The sequence below is a fragment of the Mesorhizobium sp. M0058 genome (genome assembly GCF_040323095.1).
Taxonomy (GTDB): Bacteria; Pseudomonadota; Alphaproteobacteria; order Rhizobiales; family Rhizobiaceae; genus Mesorhizobium.
Genome location: NZ_JAMYUQ010000003.1, coordinates 363,373 through 386,846 on the forward strand (window position 1 = coordinate 363,373; position 23,474 = coordinate 386,846).

A 23,474-nucleotide genomic window follows, 5' to 3' on the forward strand; every position below is an offset into this window, starting at 1 on the left:
TCGACATTCTCTCACGGACCCAAAACCTCAGGAGACGCAACTCATGACCTTCTTCAGTCACCTCAAGAAAGCGGCGATCGCCACCGCTTTCGTGCTCGGCGCGACAGCCGTCCATGCCGACGAACAATATTTCCCGCTGCAGAGCTACCGCGTCGGCCCCTATGCCGCGGGCGGCACCGGCTTCTTCGGCGGCTTCATCGACTATCTCAACCTGATCAACATCCGCGACGGCGGCGTCAATGGCGTCAAGCTGACCTGGAGCGAGGGCGAAACCCAGTATGAGGTCGAGAAGGGCGTCGAGGTCTACGAACGGTTGAAGAGCAATCCCGGCATCGCCGCCTGGAACCCGCTCTCGGTCGGCATCGCCTACGCCATGATCGACCGCATCACCGACGACAAGGTGCCGCTTATCACCATCAATCACGGCCGCACCGACACCACCGACGGCCGGGTATTCCCTTACGTCTTCCCGCTGCTGCTCAACCCCTACAGCGAAACATCGGGCATCGTGAACTACATCGCCTCCAAGGAAGGCGGCCTCGACAAGCTCAAGGGCAAGAAGATCGTCGTGCTCTATCACGGCTCGCCCTACGGCAAGGAGACGATCCCGATATATGAGCTGCTGTCGCAGAAATACGGTTTCGAACTGTCGCAGATCGAGGTCCCGCACCCCGGCAACGAGCAGCAGGCACAGTGGCTGACGATCCGTCGCGATCGTCCCGACTATGTCGTGCTGCGCGGCTGGGGCGTGATGAACCCGGTTGCGCTGAAGACCGCGCAGAAGACCGGCTTCCCGGCCGATCACATCGTCGGCAATGTCTGGTCCAACTCTGAAGAGGACGTCATCCCCGCCGGCGACGCCGCCAAGGGCTACACCGCCATCACCACCCAGGCGTCTGGCGCCGACTACCCGGTCGTCAAGGAGATCGTCAAGACGGTCTACGACGCCGGCAAGGGCAATCTCGAGGACAAGAGCCGCATCGGCTCGGTCTACCACAATCTCGGCATCGTCAACGGCATCCTCAATGTCGAAGCCATCCGCATCGCGCAGGCCAAATTCGGCAATCGCACGCTGACCGGCGATGAGGTCCGTTGGGGCTTCGAACACCTCAAGCTCGACCCGGCGCGCGTCGAGGCGCTCGGTGCCAAGGACCTGTTCCACTCGATCAACGTCTCCTGGGACAATCACGAAGGTGACGGCTACGTGACCTTCCAGCAGTGGGACGGCAAGAAGTGGAACGTCGTGTCCGACTGGATCGCGCCGGACTGGAAGCTGCTGCGCCCGATCATCGAGAAGTCGTCCGAGGCCTATGCCAAGGAAAAGGGCCTCAAGATCCGCACGGCCGAAGACGCCGATGCGGTGGTCAGCAACTGAGTTTGAAGAGCTCACGGCCGGCCCGCGGGCCGGCCGTGCCATCCATCTTCGCAGCGGAGTTATCGATGTCCAGCCCGGAAAATCCGATCCTGTCGATCAGCCGCGTCGAGGCCGTCTACAACGGCGCCATTGCCGCCCTGCATGGCGTCGACCTCTCGGTCGGCAAGGGCGAGATCGTGGCGTTGCTCGGCTCCAACGGCGCCGGCAAGACGACGCTGTTGCGCGCCGCATCCAATCTTCTGCCGGCAGAGCGCGGCTCCGTCACTGCCGGCCGGATCATTTTCGATGGCGAGGATGTTTCTAGGGCAAGTCCCTCGCACCTCGTCCGCAAGGGCCTGGTCCAGGTTCTCGAGGGCCGGCACTGCTTTCGCTCGCTGACGGTCGAGGAGAACCTTCTGACCGGGGCGCTCGGGCGTTCATCCTCGCGCGTTGGCGTGAAGGCCGACCTTGAGCGTGTCTACGCGCTGTTTCCGAGGCTTCTCGAGAAACGGCGCACGCGGTCCGGCCTCACCTCCGGCGGCGAGCAGCAGATGACGGCGATCGGTCGCGGACTGATGTCGCGGCCGAAACTCTTCGTGCTCGACGAGCCCTCGATGGGGCTCGCGCCGCTGATCGTCGACGAGATCTTCAGCGCCTTGAAGCGGCTCAATCGGGACGAGGGTCTTTCGATCCTTGTCGCCGAGCAGAATTCGGCGGTGGCGCTGAAATATGCTGATCGTGCCACCGTCCTCGAAAACGGCAAAAGCGTGCTGGAAGGGTCGGCTGCCGACCTGCGCCAGCGCGACGACATCAAGACCTATTATCTCGGCGGCGCGCCGCTTCCATCGCAACACTTTCCCCAGGAGACTGCAGCATGACCATCCAATCCAAGCAGCCGTCCGACGCGCGCGTCGCCGTGCCTCCGGTCGAGCGCCCGTCGGCCAAGGCGCATATCATCAAGACCGATGCCGAGGCGATCGCCATCGCCGAAAAACTTGCCATTGAATTCGCTAGGGAAGCCTCGAAGCGGGACCGCGAGCGCATCTGGCCGAAGGAAGAGCTCGATGCTTTTTCGCAGAGCGGCTTGTGGTCGATCAATGTGCCGAAGGCCTATGGGGGGCCGGAGGTGTCCTATGTGACGCTGTCGAAGGTGATCACCATCATCTCGACGGCTGATCCCTCGCTTGGCCAGATTCCGCAGAACCATCTCGGCGTGGTCGCCGCCATCCGCACGGTTTCGGACGAGGCGCAGAAAAAGCTGCTCTTCGCCGAGGCACTGTCCGGCACGCGCTTTGGCAACGCGTTTTCCGAGTTCGGCTCCAAGCGTGCCGCCGACTTCGAGACCAAGTTCGTCGATGCCGGTGACCATGTCGTGGTCAACGGCCAGAAATTCTATTCAAGCGGCGCCCTGCTCGCCCATCTGGTGCCGATTGTGGCGCTCGATGACGAGGGGCGCGCCTGGTATGCCATCGCCGATCGCGGCGCGCCCGGACTGACCGTCATCGATGACTGGTCGAGCTTCGGCCAGAAGACGACGCTCTCCGGCACGGTCCTGCTCGACAATGTGAAGGTGGCGAAGACGCATCTCGTCCCCGGCTACAAGGGGTACGACAAACCGACAGCCGACGGACCCATCTTCCAGATCATCCAGGCGGCGGTCGATCTCGGCATCGCCAAGGCGGCGATCGACGAGACGGTCAGCTTCGTGCGTACCAGGTCGCGCGCGTGGATCGACAGCGGCGTCGATCATGCCTGGCAGGATCCCTATACGATCCAGGCGATCGGCGACCTTCGCCTGCGCGCCAATGCGGCCGAGGCTATTCTGGAAAAGGCCGGCCTTGCGGTCGACCGCGCCGTGGCCGATCCTAACGCGAAGACGGTCGCGGAAGCGCAGATCGCGGTCGCCGAATCCAAGATCCTCACCACCGAGATCGCCATAAACGCCACCAACAAACTGTTCGAACTTGCCGGCACGCGATCCACGCTGGCCGAGCACAATCTCGACCGCCACTGGCGCAATGCCCGCACCCACACGCTGCACGATCCGGTGCGCTGGAAATACGCGATCCTGGGGAACTATTACCTGAACGAGGTGAACCCGCCGCTCCACGCCTGGAGCTGAGCGGGAACGCCGTAAAGTCACAAAGGACTATTCATGAGCGCTGCCACCCCCTCCAGGATTAAGGTCCTGTGGTTTCTCCCGACGCATGGCGACAGCCGCTACCTCGGCACCTCCGAGGGCGGCAGGGCGGTCGATCTGCCCTATCTCACCCAGGTCGCCAAGGCCGCCGACGCCATCGGCTATTATGGCGCGTTGCTGCCGACCGGGCGCAGTTGCGAAGACAGCTGGGTGGTGGCGTCGGCGCTGGCGCCGCTGACGCAGCGGTTGCGCTTCCTCGTCGCCGTACGGCCGGGTCTGCAATCGCCGACGCTCGCCGCGCGCATGACCTCGACACTCGACCGCATCTCCGGTGGGCGGCTGCTGATCAACGTGGTCACCGGCGGCGATCCGGTCGAGAACAAGGGCGACGGCATCTTCCTCAGCCATGATGAGCGTTATGAGGTGACGCGGGAATTTCTCGACATCTACAAGGCGGTGCTGCGCGGCGAAACCGTCGCCTTCGAAGGCAAGCATTTCCGCATCGAGGATGGAAGGCTGCTGTTTCCGCCGGTGCAGACGCCGCACCCGCCGCTCTATTTCGGCGGCTCGTCGGAGGTAGCCAATGCAGTCGCCGCCGAGCAGATCGACAAATACCTCACCTGGGGCGAGCCGCCGGCGGACGTCGCCGCCAAGGTCGAGCATGTGCGGGGCCTTGCCGAAAAAGCCGGCCGCGAAGTGAGCTTTGGCATCCGATTGCATGTCATCGTTCGCGAGACCAATGACGAGGCCTGGGCCGATGCCGATCGGCTGATCAGCCGCCTCGACGACAAGACGATCGCCGAGGCACAGAAGGTTTTCGCCCGCATGGATTCGGTTGGCCAGTCGCGCATGAGCCGGTTGCATGGCGGCAGCCGCGACAAGCTCGAAATCAGCCCGAACCTTTGGGCCGGCGTTGGCCTCGTGCGCGGCGGCGCCGGCACCGCCTTGGTCGGTGACGCGGCGACCGTGGCAGAACGGATCGACGAATACCGAAGGATTGGCATCGATACCTTCATCCTGTCCGGCTATCCGCATCTGGAGGAAGCCTATCGCTTCGGCGAACTGGTGCTGCCGCTGCTGCCGCTCGATCACGAAATCTCGACCCGGCCGACGACGGTGAACATGGGACCGTTCGGCGAAACGGTGGCCGGAGATCATCGACCATCGGCGCTGCGCGCGAGCCAGTCTTGAGCGCTTCCCGCAGGGCTGGGAAACTGACGGTCGCCATCATTGGCGGCGGCTTTTCCGGCGCCGCAACCGCGTTTCACCTGGCGCGGCTGCTGCCCGCCGATGCAGCCGATATCGTGGTCGTCGAACCCCGCGAGGCGCTCGGCTATGGTCTGGCCTATTCGACGGCCGATCCCTCGCACCGCATCAACGTGCGGGCGTCCAGGATGACGCTGATCTCAGGTGAGGAGGGCCATTTTTCCGACTGGCTGGAGCAGACCGGCGCTATTCTGGACGATACGCAGGCCATCGCCGCCAGCGGCGCGATTTACCCGCAGCGTCGGGTCTTCGGCCGCTATGTCGAATCCCACCTGCAGCCCTTCCTGCAAAGCAAGGCGATCCGCCATGTCAGGGCCGAAGTTGCTTGGGTCGAGCGCAGTGGCGAGGGCTACCGGCTTGTCCTGTCCGATGGCGCAACGCTTTCCACCGATGCTGTGGTGATCGCGGCGACGCATCCATTGCCGGCCCTCCCGGCGCCGCTGCGCAGCGTGGCCTCAGTCGCCGGATTGGTGGCCAATCCCTACGATCTCGAACGGCTGCAGGCGATCGGCCGCGACGACCGTGTTCTCATTGTTGGCACCGGTCTGACCTCGGCCGACGTCATTGCAGCCCTCGACCGTAGAGGTCATCGCGGCCGCATCACGGCACTGTCGCGCCATGGCTATCGCTCGCATGTGCAGGCCGCCATGCAGGGCGACCCGATAGGCGACTTCACCAGCCTGCCTTTACGCAGCGCCACGGTGCTGCTCAGGCGCATCCGGGCCACGATCGCGGCAGCGACGCGACAGGGCGAAGACGGGTATCCGGTCCTCGACGCTGTCCGGCGTCAGGGGCAGTTGATCTGGCAGGCCTTGCCGCTCGCCGAGCAGCGCCGCGTGGTGCGCCATCTTCGCGCGCTCTGGGACGTGCATCGTTTCCGCATCGCGCCACAGGTAGCAGTCGTGCTGGATCGCCGCCTTGACGAGGGGACGCTCGCTTATCGCGCCGGATCGATTGTCGAGGCCGAAGAGGCCGACGGACGTATCCGCGTCACGCAGCGGTCAAGGCGCCGACACGACCTCATCGTTGAGACGTTCGACAGCGTGATCGTGACGACCGGGCCGGCGCATGCGGACATTCTTCGCACCAACACGGCGATTGCCGCCCTTGGACATCTGGGCCTGGTCCGTCTTGACCCAACCGGCCTTGGTCTCGACACCGACAGCCACGGCCGCGCGGTCGGTAAGTCAGGTCACCCGGCCGACAATATTTTCATCAGCGGACCGCTGGCGCGCGGCAGCGTCGGCGAGCTGATGGGCATCCCTGAAGTCACCGCCCATGCCGAGAGCATCGCCACCGAAATTCACCAATGGTTGGGTTACCAGACGGCGTTGCGTCGCAGGGCGTCGTGAAGGTGCAAACACGATGAGGCTATCCAGATGACACTAACCGAACGCATTCTGCCGGATGAAACCCGGATCTCCCTAAAATTTGCGATGCGACACCTGGCCGGAGCCGTGTCCGTGGTCACCGCAGGCATCGGCGACGAGCGGACGGGCGCAACAATTACCACAGCCCATTCCTTGTCGGTCGAACCGGAGGTGATGGTCGTCAGCATCAACCTGAGCTCGTCGACATGGGCAGCCATCACCGGCATCGGCACTTCTGCGTGAATGTGCTACGCGCCGACCAGATCGCGATTGCCGACCGTTTTGCTGGTCGAGGCGGCCTCAAGGGGCAGGCTCGCTACGAGGGTGCACGCTGGTCCACCCTTGCAAGCGGCGCATTGGCGCTCGAAGGTGCGCTTGCCGCAGTCGATTGCACCGTCGAGGATACGATAGTTCGCCATAGCCATGCGCTAATCCTCGGCAGCGTCCGGCATGTGGTGAGCGGAGAGCCTGGCCCGGCGTTGATCTATCATCGCGGCGCCTATGGATCGTCGTGAGCGGGTTGGTACGTGTCGTTTTCTGACAGCCATGCAAATCTCGGAAAAGTGACGCTCGCGATGCTTGGCCTTCTGGCATACCAGAACCGCGAATGATCCGCGGCGCGGGAGCACGTAATTCAAACAACGGATGCCTTGAACCTCTGCAGATCGCCGACTGCAACAACGATTAAGAGGCTTGCTGATCGGAATCGTCGCAGGTCCTTCCTGGGCATTACTATCCGCGCCGATAAGCGGACGTAAAATGGAGGACACGCCAGGAACGGCTTGCGTCACCCCCCGAGGCAGTTTGCGGGCGCCGACCGGGCGGGCGGGTTGTATGATGCCCGGCGTGTTGGCCGGTTTAGAATGGAAGCTTGATTTCGCCCAACGAGAGAGGCCTACCGGCCGCTATGAGCGCCGCAACCGTCTCTCTGTCCTGTTGCCGGCGCTTCACGAGGCCGTTCAGCACCCTGTCGAGAGATATCGCCCCGGCGCCGGCTACGGCCAGGACGAACATGCCGCCCGCTATGGCGAGATCCTTTTCGAGATGCAGCAATTCGTTCTGGTTGGCGAAATTGGTGTGGAACAAAGCTGCCGTTGCCAAACAGAACAGTCCGAGCGCCACCGCGCCCAGACGCGTCAGCAGACCAAGGCCGACCGAAAAGCCAGCTCCCAGCTGCAGCGCTATGGTGGCTATTAAAAGCGGCAGGCTGACGCCGAGCGCCGCCATCGCCTTGGCTGCACCGGCGAAATGCGTCGCCAGCTCCAGGCCTTCATGCACGAAGAGCAATGAGAGCAGCAGGCGACCCGTCAGCAGGGTCAAGTCGGTGAGATGTGGTTTCCAGGCGGTTTGTGTCGTTGTCACGATGGGCTCCAGGCAATGGGAAAGGGGCAGGCGCCTTGCAGCACCTGCCTGGTTTACTTTGTCACCTTGGTGTCGATGGCCTTGTGGAGGTCTTCGAGTTCTTCACAGCCGGCGGGACACAGCTTCTGCAGCGACGCCAACTGCTCGTTGGCCTTGGCCATGTCGCCGGTCTCTACATAGAGTTCGCCCAGATATTCGCGGGCGGCCTTGTGGTCGGGCTTCAGCTCGAGCGCCTTGTTGTAGTAGGTCAGCGCCGTGGTGAAATCGCCCGTCTTGCGCAGCGTGAAGCCGAGCAGGTTGTAGACGTCGGCCTGCTGGTTGTCCTGCGCGAGATCACGCAGATCGGCCAGCGCGCCCTTGTAGTCCTTGACGGCGATCTTGGCCTGGACGGCGGTGAGGTCGGGTGCATCGGTGCCTTCGAGGTCGTCGACCGCATAGGCCGGCATGATAGTGGCCACGGGAACGACGGTCAGCACGGCAATGGCGCCGAGCAGGCCAAACAGGGCGTGCTTGCCCAGATAGGATTGCTTCATCATCTTTCTCGCTTGGGTTGGGAGCTCGCGCTCAAATCTGAACTGGGGTGAAACCATAGGCATTGCCGTCTTTCACGAAGACGCCGGTGCCGGGGAACGGGAAATGCGAACCCGAGATCCGGATGTTGTCGGCGATCACGCGATCGATCAGCTTGTGCCGCGTGGTGATCGCCATCGGCCCGTCCTGGTCGTAACTGCCCTGCCACTCCGGATGCGGCGCCAGAAGGGCGGGCACATACATGGTGTCGGCCGAGATCATCAGCTGTTCCTTGCCGGAGTTGGCGAGGTAGACCGAATGTCCCGGCGTGTGGCCGGGCGCAGCGATGATCTGGATGCCGGGTGCGACTTCGGCGCCGTCATTGACCAGCTTCCAGTTCTTCCATTTCGGAAAATTTTCGGCGACGCGCTTGCCCGCCGGCTTGCGGCCTTCCGGCAGCTTGGCCAGCCGGCTGGGGTCGGTCCACCAATTGTATTCCGTGGCGTTGACGATCAGCTCGGCATTGGGGAACACCGGTGCATCGGTCCCCTTTTCCATCAGGCCCCAGACATGGTCGGGGTGGAAATGCGAGATCATGATGGTGTCGATCGTCTTATAGTCGATGCCGGCGGCGGCCATGTTGGCCGGCAGATGGGTGGCATTGGTCTGCCATTGGCCGACGCCCGATCCGGCATCCATCATGATCAGCCTGCCGTTCATCTTGAGGACGATGACGGTGAGCGGGATGGGCATGAAGTCTGTCGTCAGGCCGGCCTTGGCAAGCGCTGCCTTGGTGTCCTCGACGGAAACATCCTTGATGAAGGCCGGGTCGTGCGGCTTGCGCCAGATGCCGTCATAGATGGCGGTGACCTCGATATCACCGACCTTGTATTTGTAGAAGCCGACGGTCGGCTCGACCGACGTTTCGGCGAAGGCGGGACGGGTGAATTCCAGCTTGCCGGCCAGACCGAAGGCGGTCGCGGCGAGCGTGGTTCCAAGCAACGTGCGACGTGTCATCATGAACATAGGTGATCTCCTGCAGCCTTATGGGGTGATGATGGAGAGCCAAAGGTTTGGCTCTCCATCGTGAGTGGTAAGAGAAGATGTTCGGAAGGGTGCCTTCAGCGGCCCCAGATGCCGTCGTTGTTGTGCCTGGTGATGATGTCCTGAACCGACCCCTGGCGCGGCCCGGTCGTCACCATGGTGTCGACGCCGGCTTGGCGCGGGGAGGGGGAAATGGAAGCAGTGGCATTGGTGTCAACGGTAGCGACCGGCTGATTGGAGTTGTTGCCGCCATGGTCGCTGCCGGCAAAGGCAGCGGTTGAGGCAAGCAGCATGGCAGCCACGCTGAGAGCGAGCTTGGTCATTTCGGTAGATCCTTTTTTCGTTTCTTGGGTGCGTGCCGGGAAATTGGCCCCGCTAACAACAAGACCCATCAGGACATCCCTTTATTCCCGGGCGGCGCGAAATTCTTTTGAGATTTCCCGAAAACAGGGGCCGGCGTCCGCCCCGAACTGGAGCCGACGCTGCACGAGGACGCGTTCGACGTCGGCGCCATGCTGCTGCCGTGGTCTGTCACCCGGGCAGGAACGTCAAGGCTAGCGCAGGTCGGCACTCGATATCGGTTGGAGTGCCGACGGTCGGTTATCAGCCGGGGACGACCGCGGCGCGGAAGCGCGCCACGAAGTCGTCGAGCTCCGGCCGCTCCATGTCGGAAATCGCCCAGTAGGAGAAGGCGCCGTCGCTCCATTGCACCAGCGAGAAGCCGCCCTCCGAGAGATCGACGGGGTCGGTCACCGCCCCGGCATTTTGCGGCTCGGCGACAAGGGTGATCAAATGCTCGCGGTGGCGATAAACCAGCGCCGGCATTGCCCGGCCGCCGATGACCTCGACCCTGCCACCGATGAGCGCAAATCCGTCTTTCACCATATTAGGAGCCGGCGGCGAAAGGCCGAGCCTTGCATCGAGCCATGGCTTTACGGTGTGCCGGTCCGACGAGACTACATCGACGGGGCTGGTCGCCAGCAGGCTGCGTTGGTGGCCGCTGGCCACGCCTGCGGCAAAGCTATCGGCTACGCTAGGCTGCATCGCCCATTGCGTCGCGCCGCTGGCCAGAACAGCGCTGATCATGATCGAGGCCGCCATGGCGCGCCAGTCGAATGATCCGAAGTTGCGCGCCGACCACCACGTTCGAGCGGACTTCGCCCGTATCGGCGCTCTGGGCCGCAGCACCTCGACGCTGCCGGATGCTGCCATGGCTGCAATGCGCGCGCTGAACTCGTCGCTCACCTGGGGCTTCGTCAGCCTGGCCACAGCCCCTTGCAAGACCATGATGCGGGCATGTTCGGCCGCCAGCTTGGGATCGGCGGCGATGCGCCGCTCGACAGCCATGGCCGCGGCGGCGTCAAGCTCGCCATCTATCAGCGCGTGCAGCATCAGGTTCATGCCGGCGGCGTCCTCGGGCAATCCATCGTTGTGCGCACTCATTGCGCCCTCCCAAGGTCAGAGATCAGCAGGCCACGCGCCCGCGCCAGCCGCGACATCACCGTGCCCATCGGCACGCCCAGCATGGCTGCGATATCGCGGTAGGCGAGGCCATTGACGTCGCGCAGCACGAGCGTTTCTCGAAATGGTTGCGGCAGAGCGGCGATCGCCGCTTCCAGGGCCGCCACGTCTGCCCTGGCAATCAGGCTCGCCTCCGGGCTTTCGCTCTCACTCAGATCGACTGTGTGAGCGGCGCTCACCTCGTCGAGATCACCGAGGTCGCCCACCGAGACGATGCTGCGCGGGCGATTGCGCGCCAGCCATGTGTAACACGAGTTGCGAACGATGGTGAGCAGCCAGGCACGTGCATTGCCGCCGGCATAGCTTGCGATGTTGGCGTGTGCCTTCATGCAGGCGTCCTGCACGACATCCTCGGCGTCGGTGGCATTGCCGGTCAGCCAGCGGGCCAGCGAAAGCGCGTCGGCGAGATGGGGCATTACCACTTCGCCGAAGCGGTCGGCTCGCGCATTGCTGCTCAGCATCGGTACACCGTCACATGCGCCTCGCCTTGAGTGCTCATGGGGCGAGAATGGTTCTGCGTTGCGATCGAACCCAGAGGAAACATCCCGGGTCGCCAACTGCGTTGAATGTGAGGGCAAACGTCGCATCGGTGTCAATCACGCACTGGACCGCAAACATGCATCCAGATGGATGCTTCTCGAGCACAAGCATTGCCGAATTCACGACCCATTTCGCATGCGCGGCACCTGAGCTTTCCCGATCCCGACCGCGGCAGCACCTTCGGCAGACAGGTGAGCCAGCCGGCCGCAGGCGGCCGACCTATCGCCTTCCAGAGGTCCTGGAACTCGTCGACCGATACCGTCGTGCTCGGCAATGTGTGGGTTTGCAGTGCGGCGTCCCTTCAAGGTCAATCAGCAGCTCATGCATGGAGGACCAGGGCAAGCGGCTTTTTATTCCCGGACAGCGTGATTCTTTCTCGGCGATGTGATTGGTCCGGGCGCCCTGGTTTTGGCATTGCGTTTGATGAAACTACTCGATCGTCCGGCGTCAATCCCAATCCTGCAGAACCAGCTTATTCGTGAGATGCACTACTGGCTGCTGACAGGTCGCCACGGTGCAGGCATCCACGCGCTCGGGAATCACCGACAGCCATGCAAGCCCATCGCGCCGGCCGTCGCGCTTATCACCCGCGAGGGATGTTCGAAACAGCTTTGGCAAGAACCAGATCGCGGCCTAGGTCACGAGCTTAGACTGCCTCCAACCTTGCTGGGGTGGTGCCGACTCCGTGATTGAGAGCGGCATGGAACGGCCGAAACGTTTTTGCGCGGGATTGTAGCAACAACGTGTCGAATTTGGTAACTGCTCGTACGCGAGCCGCTCGCCCCTGGTACTGGGCAAGCGATCTGCACCGGGCAAAAGGGGCAGGGGCTTGAGTACACAGGTTGCGGCGACGGCCAACTGTACGATCCGGAATTCGGGCCATGGGATGGATTCCTTGGTTTGGGAATGGGACTGCTCGCTCGCACCCTTGCCCTCGTCACGACGGTGCTAAGGCTGCGGCGGCAGTTAACGTTTCGACCTACTAGGCCTTCATACACGAGGAGCCATTGCGTCGCGCCGGTGGCCAGGAGGTTCGTGGACACGCCAAGCTGCGTGGGTAGTAAGATACTCGATGCCATCACTACGCGGGATTGACGGGTTGAGTGTTCCCGGACTGAAGTTTTTGGACAGGGTGGGTTGCCGAGCAACTCCCCATTGCGGCGCGAGACGATCCGATCGCCGCCAGCGACTTGGCAGATCAATTGATGAAAGCGGCCGAGAAGCGGCATCGTAGCGCCAGCTGGTTATGTACCATGAAAGCAGCAAAAAATGTGTTACGCGTTGTGATACCTATTGTGATACAAATCGGCTGTCGACGCTAGGAAAAACATCGTAAATACAATCGTGTAGAGCCGAAGCCGATCCAGCCAACGGTACCATCGAATTTCCCGCTAAAGTCTTGATTGCCGATCCCGGCGATCCACGGGAGATCAAGACCTGTATGGCGCTGTCGGCAGGCAGGAAGACCCTGACTGCACACACACCGCGGTGCAGATACCCGCGCCGCATCTAAGGTTTCATTTTACTCCAGCGGTTCGTCGGTCGGCCGAGGCGTCGTGCCTGCCTGACGAGGACGGCCGGCATTGCGATTTGCAACGCGGCTGTCGAGTGGCGATCTGGACGCTTCCTGGGCGCCAGCGGCCTTGGGCACAGTCGGCCTGGCGCCGGAATCGCTGTCTTCAGCGTCGCGACGGGGATGTGGCAGGCCGGCGGCGTCAGGCGATCCGACCGAAGGTGTGGCGGCCGGGTTTGTCGATGCGGGTTTGTCCTTGGCCATTTTCAACTCTCGCCTTTTCAGCATGCAGACGGCCGGACAACAAAGTCGGGCCATTGGACAGAACGGTCTGCCGTGCGGGCGCATCACGACTTTGATGCAGCCGTCCTCCTTGTCGCGGAAGGTTTTGTAAAGTGCGGGCCCGGCCTTGAGGCCAGCCTGATGGGTGATCACGAATGACGGGTCGATATCGCCGTTCTGAACTTTCTGCAGCGATGTCGCGTTCATCCTGGATCGTCGGATCGGCCACCTGTTCGCAACGTATGTCGCCTTTGCCGCGCCATGTGAGGGCCTTCATGTGCTGTTCCTTGACGACAAGCTCTGCGAGCCCGAACTTGGCTTGATGTGAAATGTTCCCGCTTCGAACGAGCATCTGGCCTCAACCCTTGGCGGCCGAGCCGGGTTCGGCCATGCCGCAATGCTGCTCGGTCGGGGTGCCGGCCGGCGTGGCATGCGCGGCTGCAACCTGCTTTTCCAGCCGCTGATCGCCTGCTGCCCACGGCCACATCCTTGAACGCGTTTTGGCGCAAGCGCAGGATCTGCTATCGCGCCAGCATCGCGGCGACAACGAACACGACGGCGGCAACGACGACAAGCGCGACAATGGCCAGCACCGGGCCGTTTTTACTCGGGGCCGGGGCGCTCTCGTCGTCCGGCCGCCGCATCGCATTGGCGAAGCTTGCTTGATTAGCGAAAGCCGGCGTGCCCGTCGCTGCGGGAACCGGCACGGCGCCGGTGTCTGCCGCTTCGGCATCGGTTTCCATGGGCGCCGCCGCCGGGTCGAATCCCGGCGTCTTGTCCTCTGTCACCCCAGACTGAATATCGCCTCTGTCTTCGGCCGGGTTACGTTCGACGTTCATGATGATGCTCCTGCCGCTGGCCCGGGCTTCCCCAACCGCGAGCGGATCAGGATGTTCCATTGGGCGGAATCGCCGACAACGAGGAGCAAATTTCAGATAGCCTTCAAACAGATGTCTCTGGTGGCAACGCGGGCCTTGCAACCGGTCAGCACCGGATTGGTGGTCTCGTTGTAGTCGGCCATGGTCGGCAACGCGGCAGATTCGGCAAAGTTCCAGTCTGGCTCGCAATGCCCGCTTACGCACACCGCCGCTCGTTGACCTTGAGCTGGCTCGTTCCAGCCACTCCAACCCAAATTGCCAGTCGGGCTCCCGGCGGCGCGCTGTTTGGATTCCGTGGGAACATCAACAGCGCCAGCGAGTTCGGTATGTGCAGCGAGTTCCCTGTTCGCCGCATGGCCGACTGCCGGAGCTCTTGACTGCCCGCGTCTTCGCTCCTGGAGCGCGGGCCACTCCTCTTAGCCCAAGGTTGCGATCATGAGCAGAAACATTCCGGAAAAGCGGGCCAGGCAGGGTGGCTTGGGGCGACCGGTCCTTGGCGTGCTCTTGGCAGGCCTTGTCTTGGCGCTCGTTGCCTGGGGGATCGCTGAAATCTATGGCGAGCAGGCTAAGACACCGGCGACACAGCAAAACAGCCGGGTTCCATCGCCAGATACTTACAGCCCAAATCCTGGCCAAACGGACCCTGCAAACTCCAAGGCCGATGATGTGAATGGCGAACCGGTGGACCGAAATCCCAAGCTCGACAAGGATCCCACGCCGCGATCAAGCACTGGCGGGGATCAGCCAGGAACGCCGCCAGCTCAACCTGCTTCGCCATAGCGTTCGGACCTGTTGATGAAAACAATCCAACAGCAGATGCGGAAATTTGGAGCGGCGATTTCAGCCAAATTCAGGTGCCCGGGTCTGTCAATAATCGCCGACGCTCTCTGATAGCTGAAAGTCACGAAAACCTCCGCTGATTATTACCGCTTGCTGGATGGCACTGGCGGCTCCAGACCGACTGCGCGCTGTGTCACGCCGGCAGACCTTTGCACCTCTGGGCGCTTTTGGAGTTGCAAGTCGATGGAATCGGGCAAGCTGGGTGTAGATGATGCAGTCGTCATCTTATCCAGGTCCGGCAGCAACACCATCTTTGCGTAGCGTGGAGGAACCAGATGGCCTCCGAAAACAGCGAATATCCCGCACACGAATAAAGCGAGAAGCAGGGCCGTAAGCACATCTGTGAAAATTTCGACAAATCTCATGTGCTCGCTCCACGCGTAAGGATCCCGCCGCGCTCTCGACAGTAAGAGCGGCGGGATCCTCAACCGGCGATGAAGGGACTTTGATCGACGGTCTTCTCCTAATGTGGCTTCCGGTTGCGTGTTCCCTGGTTCGGACCTTATCCACCGACTATGGGACTAAGGTCCCGAACCTAAATGGAACCGATGGGGAAGAGCGGAATCCATGTGCCTTTAAGAGGCTTCAACCAGAGGGCACGACGGCTGATCGTCAGCCTCCCGCCAGAGACAGTCCACGGGCGCGCTCGCGCAGCAACGCAAGCAGTTCGTCGCGCCGTGGCTCCGGCGTGTCGACGGGTAACACCAAACACAAGGTCCTTTTGATGGCGCCGTGGCCGTCACGGATGGGGGCCGCCATGCACCAGGTGAAACGGTCGGCCAAGGCTGTGGTCTCGCTGAAACCCTGCCGGTGGGCCAAGGCAACATCGGCAAAGAATTCGGCTGGTGCAATGATGCGGCCGTCGGGAAGCCTGTAGTCGCCAGATGGGATGAAATCCCTCAACTCTTGCTCGTTCATATGGCCGAGGAGCAGCCGTCCGGATGCCGTCCATGGGATCGGCACCTCAACCCCAACATCGCTTGAGATCCGGAACGGGCCTGGGGAATCTCGGCAGTCAAGAACGACGTATTTGTTGCCACGCAGGCCGCATAGCTGGACCGTCTCGCCTGTCTCGGCGGCCAACTTATCCAAGGTCTCGATGATGCGACGGTAATGGGCGTTGTGATGTGAGTAGGCCCAGCCGAACAGATGCATGGCGCGTCCGAAATAGACGTAACCTTCACCGCCGACGTTTTCGAGCATTTCGGCGTCGAGCAGGCTGTTGACGATCTCGTAGGTGGTCGAACGCGGCGCGCCGATCATCTTGGCGATGTCGCCGACGCGCATTGGCGCGCGGTGCCGCAGCAACGCCTCGAGCAGCATGATGACGCGGTCGATGCCGCGTCGTCGTTCGCCGTTGCGCGGCTCCGCGCCGGCTTCCTTCCCGATCGCATCGTTAGTGCCGTCGCTCATGACCATCCGCCAAAATCATTTCGGTTCTCGTCTCAAGGCGCTTGAAAGATGTCAAGGCTCGGTCTAGCATCCAATTTGTCCGATATACAGACACATTGTCTGAAATACCAGACAAACTAACGAGCCGGACGCAGACAAATCCCGAGAGGACACACGGTTTCCAAGACCCGGCGACCGACGGGTTTCCTCGCCCTTGTTCTGCACGTCGAGGCCACAACCTCTGAAGGGAACAGTCATGATGAAATCACCGTTTTTCGCATCCGCCAGCGCGCTTTGCCTCGGTCTCGTGCTGAGCTTTGGCGTCGCCTCGCAGGCCAATGCTGCCGCCAACTGCATCAAGGGCGACCGCAAGGCGCCGTACACGATCGGCTGGGCCAACATCTATTCCGTGCCGACCTGGATGAAGCAGACCCAAGGCACGATCGAAGCCGAAGTCGAGACCCTGAAGAAGCAGGGACTGGTCGACAAGCTCGTCGTCACCGACGCTCAGGGCGATGCCAACGTCCAGATCCAGCAGATTCAGTCGATGATCGATTCCGATGTCGACGCCATCATCCTGATCGCCGGTTCGTCGACCGCACCGGCACGCGTTCTGGCCGACGCCTGCGCCAAGGGCATCGCCATCATCAACTTCGACAGCCTCGTCGACACCGACAAGGTCACCGCCAAGGTCAACACCGATTCTTCGCAATGGGGCGACCAGGCCGCCAAGTTCCTGATCGACGCCATCGGCGGCAAGGGCAAGATCCTGATCCTCAATGGCCCCGCCGGGGTTTCGGTCAGCGATGACAGGCGCAAAGGCGCCGACGCTGAGCTCAAGGCCCATCCCGACGTGACGGTGCTTGCCGAGACCAACACGCCCTACAACGTCGCGCCGGCACAGGAAGCCGTCACCAGCCTGCTCTTCGCCAACCCCGAGATCGACGGCATCCTGTCGCTCGGCGGCGCTCTGTCGGCAGGCGCCGTGCTGGCCCTCGACAAGCAGGGCCGTGAACAGGTGCCGATCACCGGTGAGAACGCCCGGCAGTTTTTGGAACTCTGGAAAGAAAAGGGCTTGAAGAGCTGGGCGACGATGCAGCCGAACTGGCTCGGCGCCTTCGCCACCTACACCGCCGTTCAGGCGCTGGAAGGCAAGGATGTGCCGGCTTTCGTCAAGATTCCGCTGCCGGTGATCGACAATTCCAACATCGACGAATACCTCGCCCGGGCCAAGGACTTCCCGGCTGACGGCTACATCTTTTCTCCTTACGATGAGGAGCTGTTCAAGAAGCTGCTGGCTCAGAAATAAACCTGAAGGGTTGTAGCGTTGACAACCATGGCTCCGCTGCTCGCGGCGCGCGGGGTGTCGAAGTCTTTCTTCGGCAACCCCGTCCTGCGCGACGTTTCAATCGCTCTCCAGCCGGGCCGCGTGCATGCGCTGCTCGGCGAGAACGGCGCCGGAAAGTCGACCTTGATCAACCTTTTGTCCGGCGCCTTGAGACCGGATGGCGGGACGATCGAGGTCGATGGACGCGCGGTCTCACGCATGACGCCAGCTGTTGCGCGGCAGGCCGGCATCGCCGTCGTCCAGCAGGAACTCAGCCTGACGGCCAGTCTTTCCATCGCCGAAAATGTTGGTCTCGGCGCCTATCCCAAACGGTTCGGCCTGATCGACTACCGCGAACTCGCTGCGCGGGCGAGGGCCGCATGCGAACTTGTCGGGCTGCACGAGCCGCTGTCGACGCCGGTCGGGAATCTGTCGCTCGGCCGCCGCCAAATGGTGGAGATCGCCAAGGCGCTCTACCGCCGGCCGCGCGTGCTCATTCTCGACGAACCGACATCGTCGCTATCGGCAACCGAAACCAAAATCCTCACCGATCTGCTGCAGCGGTTGCGCGGCGAAGGCATCGCCATTCTCTACATCTCGCACCGACTGAACGAAGTCATGGCGCTGTGCCAGCACGTCACCGTGCTGAAGGACGGCACCTGCACGGCCGACCGCACCCTGGAAGGCACCGACGCCGCCGGGTTGGTTCGGCTGATGGTCGGCCGCGATCCCGGTGATCTTTTTCCGCAATGGCAGCCTTCCAGTTTGCTTGCCGACGCTATCTCCGTCCGAAATCTTTCGGCCGGCCTGATGCGCGACGTCGATCTGGATATCAAAACGGGCGAAGTGCTTGGCATTGGCGGCCTGGTCGGGCAAGGGCAGGAAGATCTGCTGCTCGGTCTCTACGGCGCCATTCCGGCACGGACGGCGTCGGCGACCGTCAACGGCGCCTCCGGCCTGCCCGGCGGCGTGCCGAAAGCCAACGCGCTGGGGCTGGCCTATGTGCCCGCGGATCGCAAGCGCGAGGGCCTGCACCTGATCCATCCCATCATCACCAACATGATGCTGCCCGCCTTTGCCAGGCTGCCGGCGCTGAAGCTGCGCAGCCGCCGCGCAGAGCGCGAGACGGCCAAAAGCCTTGCCGCCCAACTCGGCATCAAGGGTCACCTCGGCCGGGCGGCGCAGGCTCTATCGGGCGGCAACCAGCAGAAGGTGGCGCTGGCGAAATGGATGCCGCACGACCCGTTGGTGCTTCTGCTCAACGATCCGACGCGCGGCGTCGACGTCGAAACCAAGCGTGAGATCTACATGATGCTTCGCAATTTCGCCGCCGCCGGCAAGGCGGTCGTGCTGCTCAGTTCCGACACGCCCGAACTCGTGCACCTTTGCGACCGTGTAGCCATCGTCCGCGAAGGCCGCATCGTCGCCATGCTGGCGCGTGGAGCGCTGAGCGAGGAAGCCATCGTCTCCGCGGCGATGGGCGCCGAACAGCGGAAGGTTGCGGCATGAACACATCTTCCTCCGCCCGGCAGACCGGCGCGCTCTACTGGCCGGTGCAACTGCGTCGCAATGTCGGCGTGCGCAGCCTGTTTGCCGTCGTCCTGGTGTTTCTCATCGCCTATGGCGTCCTCTTTCCGGGTCTGTTCACGGCGTCCGGCTTCGCCAAATTCACGCAGAGCTGGTTTCCATTGGCTCTGGTCGCGATGGCGCAGGCGATCCTGATGCTCACCGGCGGCATCAGCCTGGCCATCGGCGCGACGGTCAGCTTGGGCGCGGTCATCGCCGCGACGACGATGGCCGGGCCGCTGGGCGTCGCCGGGGGCACTGCCGCGGTGGCGCTGACGGGCCTCGGCATCGGGGCGGCGACCGGCTTCATCGTGGTACGGCTTCGGCTGCCGGCCATCGTGGTGACGCTTGCCGGGTCGTTCATCATCGGCGGCGCCGCACTGCTGATCCTGCCGCGGCCCGGCGGCGCAATCCCGGCGTGGCTGTCCGACCTGCTTGCCGGCAACACACCGGCGGCATTCGTGCTGCTGGTGCTCATCGTTCTCCTGTGGAAGCTCTATCTCGCCACGCCGCTTGGCTTGAGCCTCTATGCCGCCGGCGAGAATCCGGTCGGCGCCTATCGCTCCGGCGTGCCGGTCGACGGCGCGCGCATTGCGGCCTATGCGATCAGCGGTCTGCTCTCCACCGGCGCCGGCTTGTTCGTCGCCGCACAGACCGGTTCGGGCGACCCGGTCATCGGCGCCGCCTTTACCCTGAACTCGATTGCCGCTGCGGTGCTCGGCGGCATCGGCTTCCTAGGCGGCCAGGGCACGATGCGCGGCGCGCTTGCCGGCAGCCTGCTGCTCAGCCTGATGATCAGCGTCATGTTCTTCCTCGGCTTCACGCCGGTCGCACAATATGTGGCCCAGGGCCTGATCATCATCGGCGCGGTCGCCATCCCGCAATTCCGCAAGGCACAGCAATGACAGCATGGAATGACAGCGCGGGCGGCAAACGCGCCCTGACGGTCCTGCGCAGCCGGCCGTTTCTCACCGTTGCCATCGTTGCCGCGGTCTGGATCGTGGCGAGCTTCGTTTCGCGCGGCTTCGGCGCTTATGGCCATCTGCGCTATCTGGTGGAGCTCGGCGCCGTCATCGGCCTGGTTGCCGCGGGCCAGACTTTTGTGGTGATCGCCGGCGGCATCGACCTTTCCGTCGCGGCCATCGTCACGGTCAGCGCCGTCAGCCTGCCGCTGCTGTCGTGGCAGGTGGATCCGACCGGCATCACCGCCATTCTTGCCGTTCTGGTGCTGACCACGGCAATCGGCCTGGTCAACGGGCTCGGCGTCGCTTTGCTGCGCGTCCACCCGATGATCATGACATTGGCCATGGCGACATTCTTGCAGGGTCTGTTGATCATCATCGCCGGCGGCAGCGCCGTGACCGCCGAGAACCCGCTGGTCCACTGGCTCGGCAATGGCCGGCCGGCCGGCATTCCCGCTGGCGTATTGTTGTGGGTGGTCGTCTCGGCGATCGTGCTGACCACGATGCATGCGACATCGCTCGGCGCCCGGATTTTTGCCATGGGCGCCAACCCGCTTGCCGCGGCGCTGTCCGGTGTTCCGGTCACGTCCACGACGCTTGCGGTCTACGGCATCAGCGGCTTCTGCTCGGGACTTGCCGGCGTGCTCGTGTTGGGCATGAACGGACAGGGCTATGTCGGCATCGGCGATCCCTATCTGCTCGCCTCGATTGCCGCCGTGGTCCTCGGTGGCACCTCGATCCTCGGCGGGCTTGGCACCTATGCCGGCACCATCCCCGGCGCCATCCTGCTGGTCACCATCACCGCGCTGATCACCGTCGTCAACGCATCGCCCGGCTGGCGCAGCATCCTGTTCGGCTCGCTGATCCTCGGCCTGCTGCTGCTCTCAGGCCGGGAGCAGGCGCGCCGATGACACATCGTCGAGCCGATAGATGCGCCTTGCGTTGCCGAAGAACAGCGCCGTCTGCTCGTCGGCGGAAAAGTCCGCTGTGATGGTTTTGAAGCCGTCATATATGTCATCGAACGAGGCATGCAGGCCGGCGACCGGAAAGTCGCTGCCGAACATGGCGCGACCGGTGCCGAAACAATCGATGCAATGCAGGACGACGGGCTTCAGGCTGTCGAGCGTCCAGTCATGATCGTAGGCGACCAGATCCGATATTTTGATGGCGACGTTGTCGCATTGCGACAGAAGCCGCAGCCCGTCGCGCCACACCTGCATGCCATCGGCGTCGCGGTCGATCGGGCTACCGCAATGGTTGAGCACGAATTGCTGATCGGGGAAGGCCCTGGCAAGCAGCCCCGCGTCGGCGAGCTGGCGCGGAAACACCATCATGTCGAAGGCCAGCCGATGCTGGCCAAGCAAGGCAAGCCCGGCGCGCCAGGCCGGATCGTCCATGATGCCGTCACGGGCCGCAAAACGGCGGGCAGGGTCGGGATCCCAGCTCAATATGTCGCGCACGCCGGCGACACGCTCGAACGCGGCTTGCGCTTCGATCAGCGCCGGCGCCTGGCGATCGGCGAGCGGCACGTGAACGACATAGCGGGCGGCGACGCCGCGCGATTTGTCGAGTGTTTCAAGCCAGCGCGTTTCTCCGATGCAGTCGCCACTCGCCCAGCCGGCTTCGACATGGACGGTGGCGACGACATTATGCCCTATGGCATCGCGCGCATAATCCCCGGGCAGATAGTTCCGCCGCAAGGGGCCAAGCTCGCCGAGGCCGCCGCGCTCGCTGGCCGTGGCGGCGAGCCAGGGATGCCGTCCCAGTCTGAGATCCCAAAGATGATGATGGGCGTCGATGATCGGTCCGGCGTAAGGTTCTGGCACGTATCTCTCTCAGGCTGTGACCGGCGATCGATCCTGGCTTCGTTCTGCGACGGTAAAAGGGTTAGCATCGCATGACTGAAAACTCACCGGTTCCAGCCCTTTCGGTGCGCGAAAATTTTCGGCTCGACGACCGCATCCGCGGCGTGCCTCCCGGCACAACCGGGCTGGACAGCAGCCTTGTCGCGGCCGAGCACTGGCATCCGGCCGATGGACGCATGGCGCTTCCGGTGCTGACCCTCGACGAGGCGGCCTTCTCCGCCAATCGCGACCTGTTCCTGCGCTATGCGCGCGAACACAATGTTGCGATCGCTCCGCATGCCAAGACGCCGATGGCGCCCGATCTTACCCGGTCGCTGGTCGAGGCCGGCGCATGGGGCACGACGGTCGCCGACATCAGGCAAGCGACAGTGATGCTGAAGGCCGGCTTGACACGGCTGATCATCGCCAATGAGGTTGGAGGAGCCGGCGGCGCCAACCGGCTGGCCGTGCTTGCTGGTGCCTGGCCGGATGCCGAGCTCTATGTCTTTGCCGACTCGATCGACGCCGTGAACGCGCTTGCCGAGGCTTGGCGCGCCAATGCGGCGCTGCCGCCGCTGCGCGTGCTGGTCGAACTTGGTGCGGGCAGGGCGGGCGCCCGCACCACCGCGCAAGCCGAGGCCATCGCCGATGCGATCACGGCTGCCGGCGGGCGGCTGCTGATCGCCGGCGTTGCGACCTATGAAGGGGCGGCGGCGCAACCCGAGCCCGGTCGCACCGATGAGGTGATATCCGGCCTGCTGGCAATGACCGCCGACATGTTCCTGCGGCTGCGTGCCCGCGTCGGCGGCGACGCACCGCTGATCGTCACAGCCGGCGGCTCCGCCTTCTTCGACCAGGTGGTCGCGGCGCTTGCACCCCTCGATTCCAGCGACGGCAACGCAACGCTGGTGCTGCGCAACGGCGCCATCTTCTTCCACGACCACGGCACCTATGACCGTTCGCTCGGCGCCCTCGATGCCCGCAAAGGTTTTGCCATAGGCGGCATCAGCGCTTCGGCGCGGCATTCCTTTCGCCCTGCGCTACGCCTTTGGGCCGAAGTGCTGTCGCGTCCGGAGCCGGGCCTTGTCATCTGCGGCATGGGCATGCGCGACGTGTCGTTCGACCAGGGCTTTCCAACGCCGCTCACCGTCTTTCGTGCCTGCAAGCCGCTGCCGATGCCGGCGGCGCGCGCCGAGGTGGTCAAGCTCAACGACCAGCATTCCTTCCTGTCGATTGCACCGAGCGACGACGTGGCCGTCGGCGACGTCGTCGAATTCGGCATCTCGCATCCCTGCACCTGCCTCGACCGTTATCGCGTGATCTTCGGCGTCGACGCGACCGGCCACGTCCGCCACGCTTTCCCCACCTGGTTCGGCTGACCAGATCCCCCAAAAAGAGAACCTCGAAAGGATCCGATATGATCAAGTATTTTCAGTCCGGCTCGCGCATGTCGCAGGCAGTCGTCTATGGCGGCCTCGTTCACATAGCCGGCCAAGTGGCCAACGATCGCAAGGCCGGCATCGAAGGCCAGACCAGCGACGTGCTTGCCAAAGTCGAGGCGCTGCTGGTCGAGGTCGGCAGCAGCAAGTCGAAGCTGGTGGCGGTCAACATCTTCCTGCCGCAGATCGGTGATTTCGAGGCCATGAACAGCATCTACGATGCCTGGATCGATCCTGCCCGCCTGCCGGCGCGGGCCTGCGTCGAGGCGCGGCTTGCCGACCCTGATCTCCGCATCGAAATCACCGCGGTCGCGGCGGTCTGAC

At 63.3% G+C, this 23,474-nt stretch carries 25 protein-coding genes; 14 read left to right on the forward strand and 11 right to left on the reverse strand.

Features of this window, described 5'->3' with window-relative positions:
- The first annotated feature begins 43 nt into the window (after positions 1-43).
- From NKJ75_RS07090 to NKJ75_RS07120, 7 genes are all read left to right on the forward strand, one after another.
- Positions 44-1,375 (forward strand): ABC transporter substrate-binding protein, encoded by a 1,332-nt coding sequence (locus NKJ75_RS07090; RefSeq protein WP_023701787.1) that lies wholly within the window; start codon positions 44-46, stop codon positions 1,373-1,375.
- A gap of 65 nt (positions 1,376-1,440) precedes the next feature.
- Positions 1,441-2,232: an ABC transporter ATP-binding protein gene (locus NKJ75_RS07095; RefSeq protein WP_023746465.1), complete on the forward strand. Its 792-nt coding sequence runs from the start codon at positions 1,441-1,443 to the stop codon at positions 2,230-2,232.
- Complete coding sequence (locus tag NKJ75_RS07100; RefSeq protein ID WP_023746466.1) at positions 2,229-3,476, forward strand: SfnB family sulfur acquisition oxidoreductase; 1,248 nt, start codon at positions 2,229-2,231, stop codon at positions 3,474-3,476. The genes NKJ75_RS07095 and NKJ75_RS07100 overlap by 4 nt, the downstream gene beginning before the upstream one ends.
- A gap of 33 nt (positions 3,477-3,509) precedes the next feature.
- The gene (ssuD, locus tag NKJ75_RS07105; RefSeq protein WP_023746467.1) at positions 3,510-4,685 is read left to right on the forward strand and encodes an FMNH2-dependent alkanesulfonate monooxygenase; all 1,176 of its coding nucleotides are present in this window, start codon (positions 3,510-3,512) and stop codon (positions 4,683-4,685) included.
- A complete protein-coding gene (locus NKJ75_RS07110) occupies positions 4,682-6,112 on the forward strand; it encodes an FAD/NAD(P)-binding protein (protein ID WP_023746468.1) in 1,431 nt (476 codons plus the stop codon). The genes ssuD and NKJ75_RS07110 overlap by 4 nt, the downstream gene beginning before the upstream one ends.
- Before the next feature lie 27 nt (positions 6,113-6,139).
- Positions 6,140-6,373, forward strand: coding sequence for a flavin reductase (locus NKJ75_RS07115; protein WP_023834046.1), 234 nt, complete (start codon positions 6,140-6,142; stop codon positions 6,371-6,373).
- Complete coding sequence (locus tag NKJ75_RS07120; protein WP_280806236.1) at positions 6,337-6,645, forward strand: flavin reductase family protein; 309 nt, start codon at positions 6,337-6,339, stop codon at positions 6,643-6,645. Before NKJ75_RS07115 ends, NKJ75_RS07120 begins: the two co-directional genes overlap by 37 nt.
- 343 nt (positions 6,646-6,988) lie before the next feature.
- Here the strand turns inward: NKJ75_RS07120 and NKJ75_RS07125 are convergent, their stop codons facing one another.
- From NKJ75_RS07125 to NKJ75_RS07150, 6 genes are all read right to left on the reverse strand, one after another.
- Entirely contained in the window at positions 6,989-7,492 is a 504-nt protein-coding gene (locus tag NKJ75_RS07125; RefSeq protein ID WP_023834045.1) for a DoxX family protein, read from the reverse strand.
- A gap of 53 nt (positions 7,493-7,545) precedes the next feature.
- On the reverse strand, positions 7,546-8,025 hold the full coding sequence (locus tag NKJ75_RS07130) for a tetratricopeptide repeat protein (RefSeq protein WP_023670612.1): 480 nt from the start codon (positions 8,023-8,025) through the stop codon (positions 7,546-7,548).
- Between the two features lie 31 nt (positions 8,026-8,056).
- On the reverse strand, positions 8,057-9,028 hold the full coding sequence (locus tag NKJ75_RS07135) for an MBL fold metallo-hydrolase (RefSeq protein ID WP_023834044.1): 972 nt from the start codon (positions 9,026-9,028) through the stop codon (positions 8,057-8,059).
- A 95-nt stretch (positions 9,029-9,123) separates the two neighbouring features.
- Positions 9,124-9,369: a DUF680 domain-containing protein gene (locus NKJ75_RS07140; RefSeq protein ID WP_023670610.1), complete on the reverse strand. Its 246-nt coding sequence runs from the start codon at positions 9,367-9,369 to the stop codon at positions 9,124-9,126.
- Positions 9,370-9,649: 280 nt separating this feature from the next.
- Positions 9,650-10,489, reverse strand: coding sequence for an anti-sigma factor family protein (locus tag NKJ75_RS07145; RefSeq protein ID WP_031204120.1), 840 nt, complete (start codon positions 10,487-10,489; stop codon positions 9,650-9,652).
- Positions 10,486-11,028 (reverse strand): sigma-70 family RNA polymerase sigma factor, encoded by a 543-nt coding sequence (locus NKJ75_RS07150; protein WP_352499493.1) that lies wholly within the window; start codon positions 11,026-11,028, stop codon positions 10,486-10,488. The genes NKJ75_RS07145 and NKJ75_RS07150 overlap by 4 nt, the downstream gene beginning before the upstream one ends.
- A gap of 463 nt (positions 11,029-11,491) precedes the next feature.
- On the opposite strand from NKJ75_RS07150, the gene NKJ75_RS32840 reads away from it, so the two are divergent.
- Positions 11,492-11,800 carry an AraC family transcriptional regulator N-terminal domain-containing protein gene (locus NKJ75_RS32840; protein ID WP_502896565.1) on the forward strand — a complete coding sequence of 103 codons (309 nt, stop codon included), beginning with the start codon at positions 11,492-11,494 and terminating at the stop codon, positions 11,798-11,800.
- Between the two features lie 1,022 nt (positions 11,801-12,822).
- On the opposite strand, the gene NKJ75_RS32845 is transcribed toward NKJ75_RS32840, so the two are convergent.
- From NKJ75_RS32845 to NKJ75_RS07175, 4 genes are all read right to left on the reverse strand, one after another.
- Positions 12,823-13,179, reverse strand: a complete 357-nt coding sequence (locus NKJ75_RS32845) for a hypothetical protein (protein ID WP_502903841.1) — start codon at positions 13,177-13,179, stop codon at positions 12,823-12,825.
- Positions 13,180-13,260: 81 nt separating this feature from the next.
- On the reverse strand, positions 13,261-13,389 hold the full coding sequence (locus NKJ75_RS07165; protein WP_023729077.1) for a hypothetical protein: 129 nt from the start codon (positions 13,387-13,389) through the stop codon (positions 13,261-13,263).
- 34 nt (positions 13,390-13,423) lie between these two features.
- Positions 13,424-13,801: a hypothetical protein gene (locus NKJ75_RS07170; protein WP_023729078.1), complete on the reverse strand. Its 378-nt coding sequence runs from the start codon at positions 13,799-13,801 to the stop codon at positions 13,424-13,426.
- Between the two features lie 1,431 nt (positions 13,802-15,232).
- Positions 15,233-16,039 carry an IclR family transcriptional regulator gene (locus NKJ75_RS07175; RefSeq protein WP_023723361.1) on the reverse strand — a complete coding sequence of 269 codons (807 nt, stop codon included), beginning with the start codon at positions 16,037-16,039 and terminating at the stop codon, positions 15,233-15,235.
- A 229-nt stretch (positions 16,040-16,268) separates the two neighbouring features.
- Between NKJ75_RS07175 and NKJ75_RS07180 the strand changes: the two genes are divergently transcribed.
- The 4 genes from NKJ75_RS07180 to NKJ75_RS07195 are packed head-to-tail and all read left to right on the forward strand — an operon-like array spanning position 16,269 to position 20,778.
- On the forward strand, positions 16,269-17,321 hold the full coding sequence (locus NKJ75_RS07180) for an ABC transporter substrate-binding protein (RefSeq protein WP_023748647.1): 1,053 nt from the start codon (positions 16,269-16,271) through the stop codon (positions 17,319-17,321).
- 27 nt (positions 17,322-17,348) lie between these two features.
- Entirely contained in the window at positions 17,349-18,848 is a 1,500-nt protein-coding gene (locus tag NKJ75_RS07185; RefSeq protein ID WP_196815217.1) for a sugar ABC transporter ATP-binding protein, read from the forward strand.
- Positions 18,845-19,810 carry an ABC transporter permease gene (locus NKJ75_RS07190; RefSeq protein ID WP_023686801.1) on the forward strand — a complete coding sequence of 322 codons (966 nt, stop codon included), beginning with the start codon at positions 18,845-18,847 and terminating at the stop codon, positions 19,808-19,810. The genes NKJ75_RS07185 and NKJ75_RS07190 overlap by 4 nt, the downstream gene beginning before the upstream one ends.
- On the forward strand, positions 19,807-20,778 hold the full coding sequence (locus NKJ75_RS07195) for an ABC transporter permease (protein WP_023695084.1): 972 nt from the start codon (positions 19,807-19,809) through the stop codon (positions 20,776-20,778). Before NKJ75_RS07190 ends, NKJ75_RS07195 begins: the two co-directional genes overlap by 4 nt.
- Here the strand turns inward: NKJ75_RS07195 and NKJ75_RS07200 are convergent.
- Complete coding sequence (locus NKJ75_RS07200) at positions 20,752-21,693, reverse strand: amidohydrolase family protein (protein WP_023692366.1); 942 nt, start codon at positions 21,691-21,693, stop codon at positions 20,752-20,754. The two genes, NKJ75_RS07195 and NKJ75_RS07200, sit on opposite strands and share 27 nt — an antisense overlap.
- 71 nt (positions 21,694-21,764) lie before the next feature.
- Between NKJ75_RS07200 and NKJ75_RS07205 the strand changes: the two genes are divergently transcribed.
- Together NKJ75_RS07205 and NKJ75_RS07210 are read left to right on the forward strand one after the other, a co-directional pair.
- Positions 21,765-23,090: an alanine racemase gene (locus tag NKJ75_RS07205; RefSeq protein ID WP_352499494.1), complete on the forward strand. Its 1,326-nt coding sequence runs from the start codon at positions 21,765-21,767 to the stop codon at positions 23,088-23,090.
- A gap of 38 nt (positions 23,091-23,128) precedes the next feature.
- Positions 23,129-23,473, forward strand: a complete 345-nt coding sequence (locus NKJ75_RS07210; RefSeq protein WP_023686804.1) for a RidA family protein — start codon at positions 23,129-23,131, stop codon at positions 23,471-23,473.
- Position 23,474 lies beyond the last annotated feature (1 nt).

Coding starts and splice junctions, on each gene's coding strand:
- NKJ75_RS07090 (WP_023701787.1), top strand. CDS start 44: ATGACCTTCTTCAGTCACCTCAAGAAAGCGGCGATCGCCACCGCTTTC.
- NKJ75_RS07095 (WP_023746465.1), top strand. CDS start 1,441: ATGTCCAGCCCGGAAAATCCGATCCTGTCGATCAGCCGCGTCGAGGCC.
- NKJ75_RS07100 (WP_023746466.1), top strand. CDS start 2,229: ATGACCATCCAATCCAAGCAGCCGTCCGACGCGCGCGTCGCCGTGCCT.
- ssuD (WP_023746467.1), top strand. CDS start 3,510: ATGAGCGCTGCCACCCCCTCCAGGATTAAGGTCCTGTGGTTTCTCCCG.
- NKJ75_RS07115 (WP_023834046.1), top strand. CDS start 6,140: ATGACACTAACCGAACGCATTCTGCCGGATGAAACCCGGATCTCCCTA.
- NKJ75_RS07120 (WP_280806236.1), top strand. CDS start 6,337: ATGGGCAGCCATCACCGGCATCGGCACTTCTGCGTGAATGTGCTACGC.
- NKJ75_RS07130 (WP_023670612.1), bottom strand. CDS start 8,025: ATGAAGCAATCCTATCTGGGCAAGCACGCCCTGTTTGGCCTGCTCGGC.
- NKJ75_RS07135 (WP_023834044.1), bottom strand. CDS start 9,028: ATGTTCATGATGACACGTCGCACGTTGCTTGGAACCACGCTCGCCGCG.
- NKJ75_RS07140 (WP_023670610.1), bottom strand. CDS start 9,369: ATGACCAAGCTCGCTCTCAGCGTGGCTGCCATGCTGCTTGCCTCAACC.
- NKJ75_RS07145 (WP_031204120.1), bottom strand. CDS start 10,489: ATGAGTGCGCACAACGATGGATTGCCCGAGGACGCCGCCGGCATGAAC.
- NKJ75_RS07150 (WP_352499493.1), bottom strand. CDS start 11,028: ATGCTGAGCAGCAATGCGCGAGCCGACCGCTTCGGCGAAGTGGTAATG.
- NKJ75_RS32845 (WP_502903841.1), bottom strand. CDS start 13,179: ATGAAGGCCCTCACATGGCGCGGCAAAGGCGACATACGTTGCGAACAG.
- NKJ75_RS07165 (WP_023729077.1), bottom strand. CDS start 13,389: ATGTGGCCGTGGGCAGCAGGCGATCAGCGGCTGGAAAAGCAGGTTGCA.
- NKJ75_RS07170 (WP_023729078.1), bottom strand. CDS start 13,801: ATGGAACATCCTGATCCGCTCGCGGTTGGGGAAGCCCGGGCCAGCGGC.
- NKJ75_RS07175 (WP_023723361.1), bottom strand. CDS start 16,039: ATGGTCATGAGCGACGGCACTAACGATGCGATCGGGAAGGAAGCCGGC.
- NKJ75_RS07180 (WP_023748647.1), top strand. CDS start 16,269: ATGATGAAATCACCGTTTTTCGCATCCGCCAGCGCGCTTTGCCTCGGT.
- NKJ75_RS07185 (WP_196815217.1), top strand. CDS start 17,349: ATGGCTCCGCTGCTCGCGGCGCGCGGGGTGTCGAAGTCTTTCTTCGGC.
- NKJ75_RS07190 (WP_023686801.1), top strand. CDS start 18,845: ATGAACACATCTTCCTCCGCCCGGCAGACCGGCGCGCTCTACTGGCCG.
- NKJ75_RS07195 (WP_023695084.1), top strand. CDS start 19,807: ATGACAGCATGGAATGACAGCGCGGGCGGCAAACGCGCCCTGACGGTC.
- NKJ75_RS07205 (WP_352499494.1), top strand. CDS start 21,765: ATGACTGAAAACTCACCGGTTCCAGCCCTTTCGGTGCGCGAAAATTTT.
- NKJ75_RS07210 (WP_023686804.1), top strand. CDS start 23,129: ATGATCAAGTATTTTCAGTCCGGCTCGCGCATGTCGCAGGCAGTCGTC.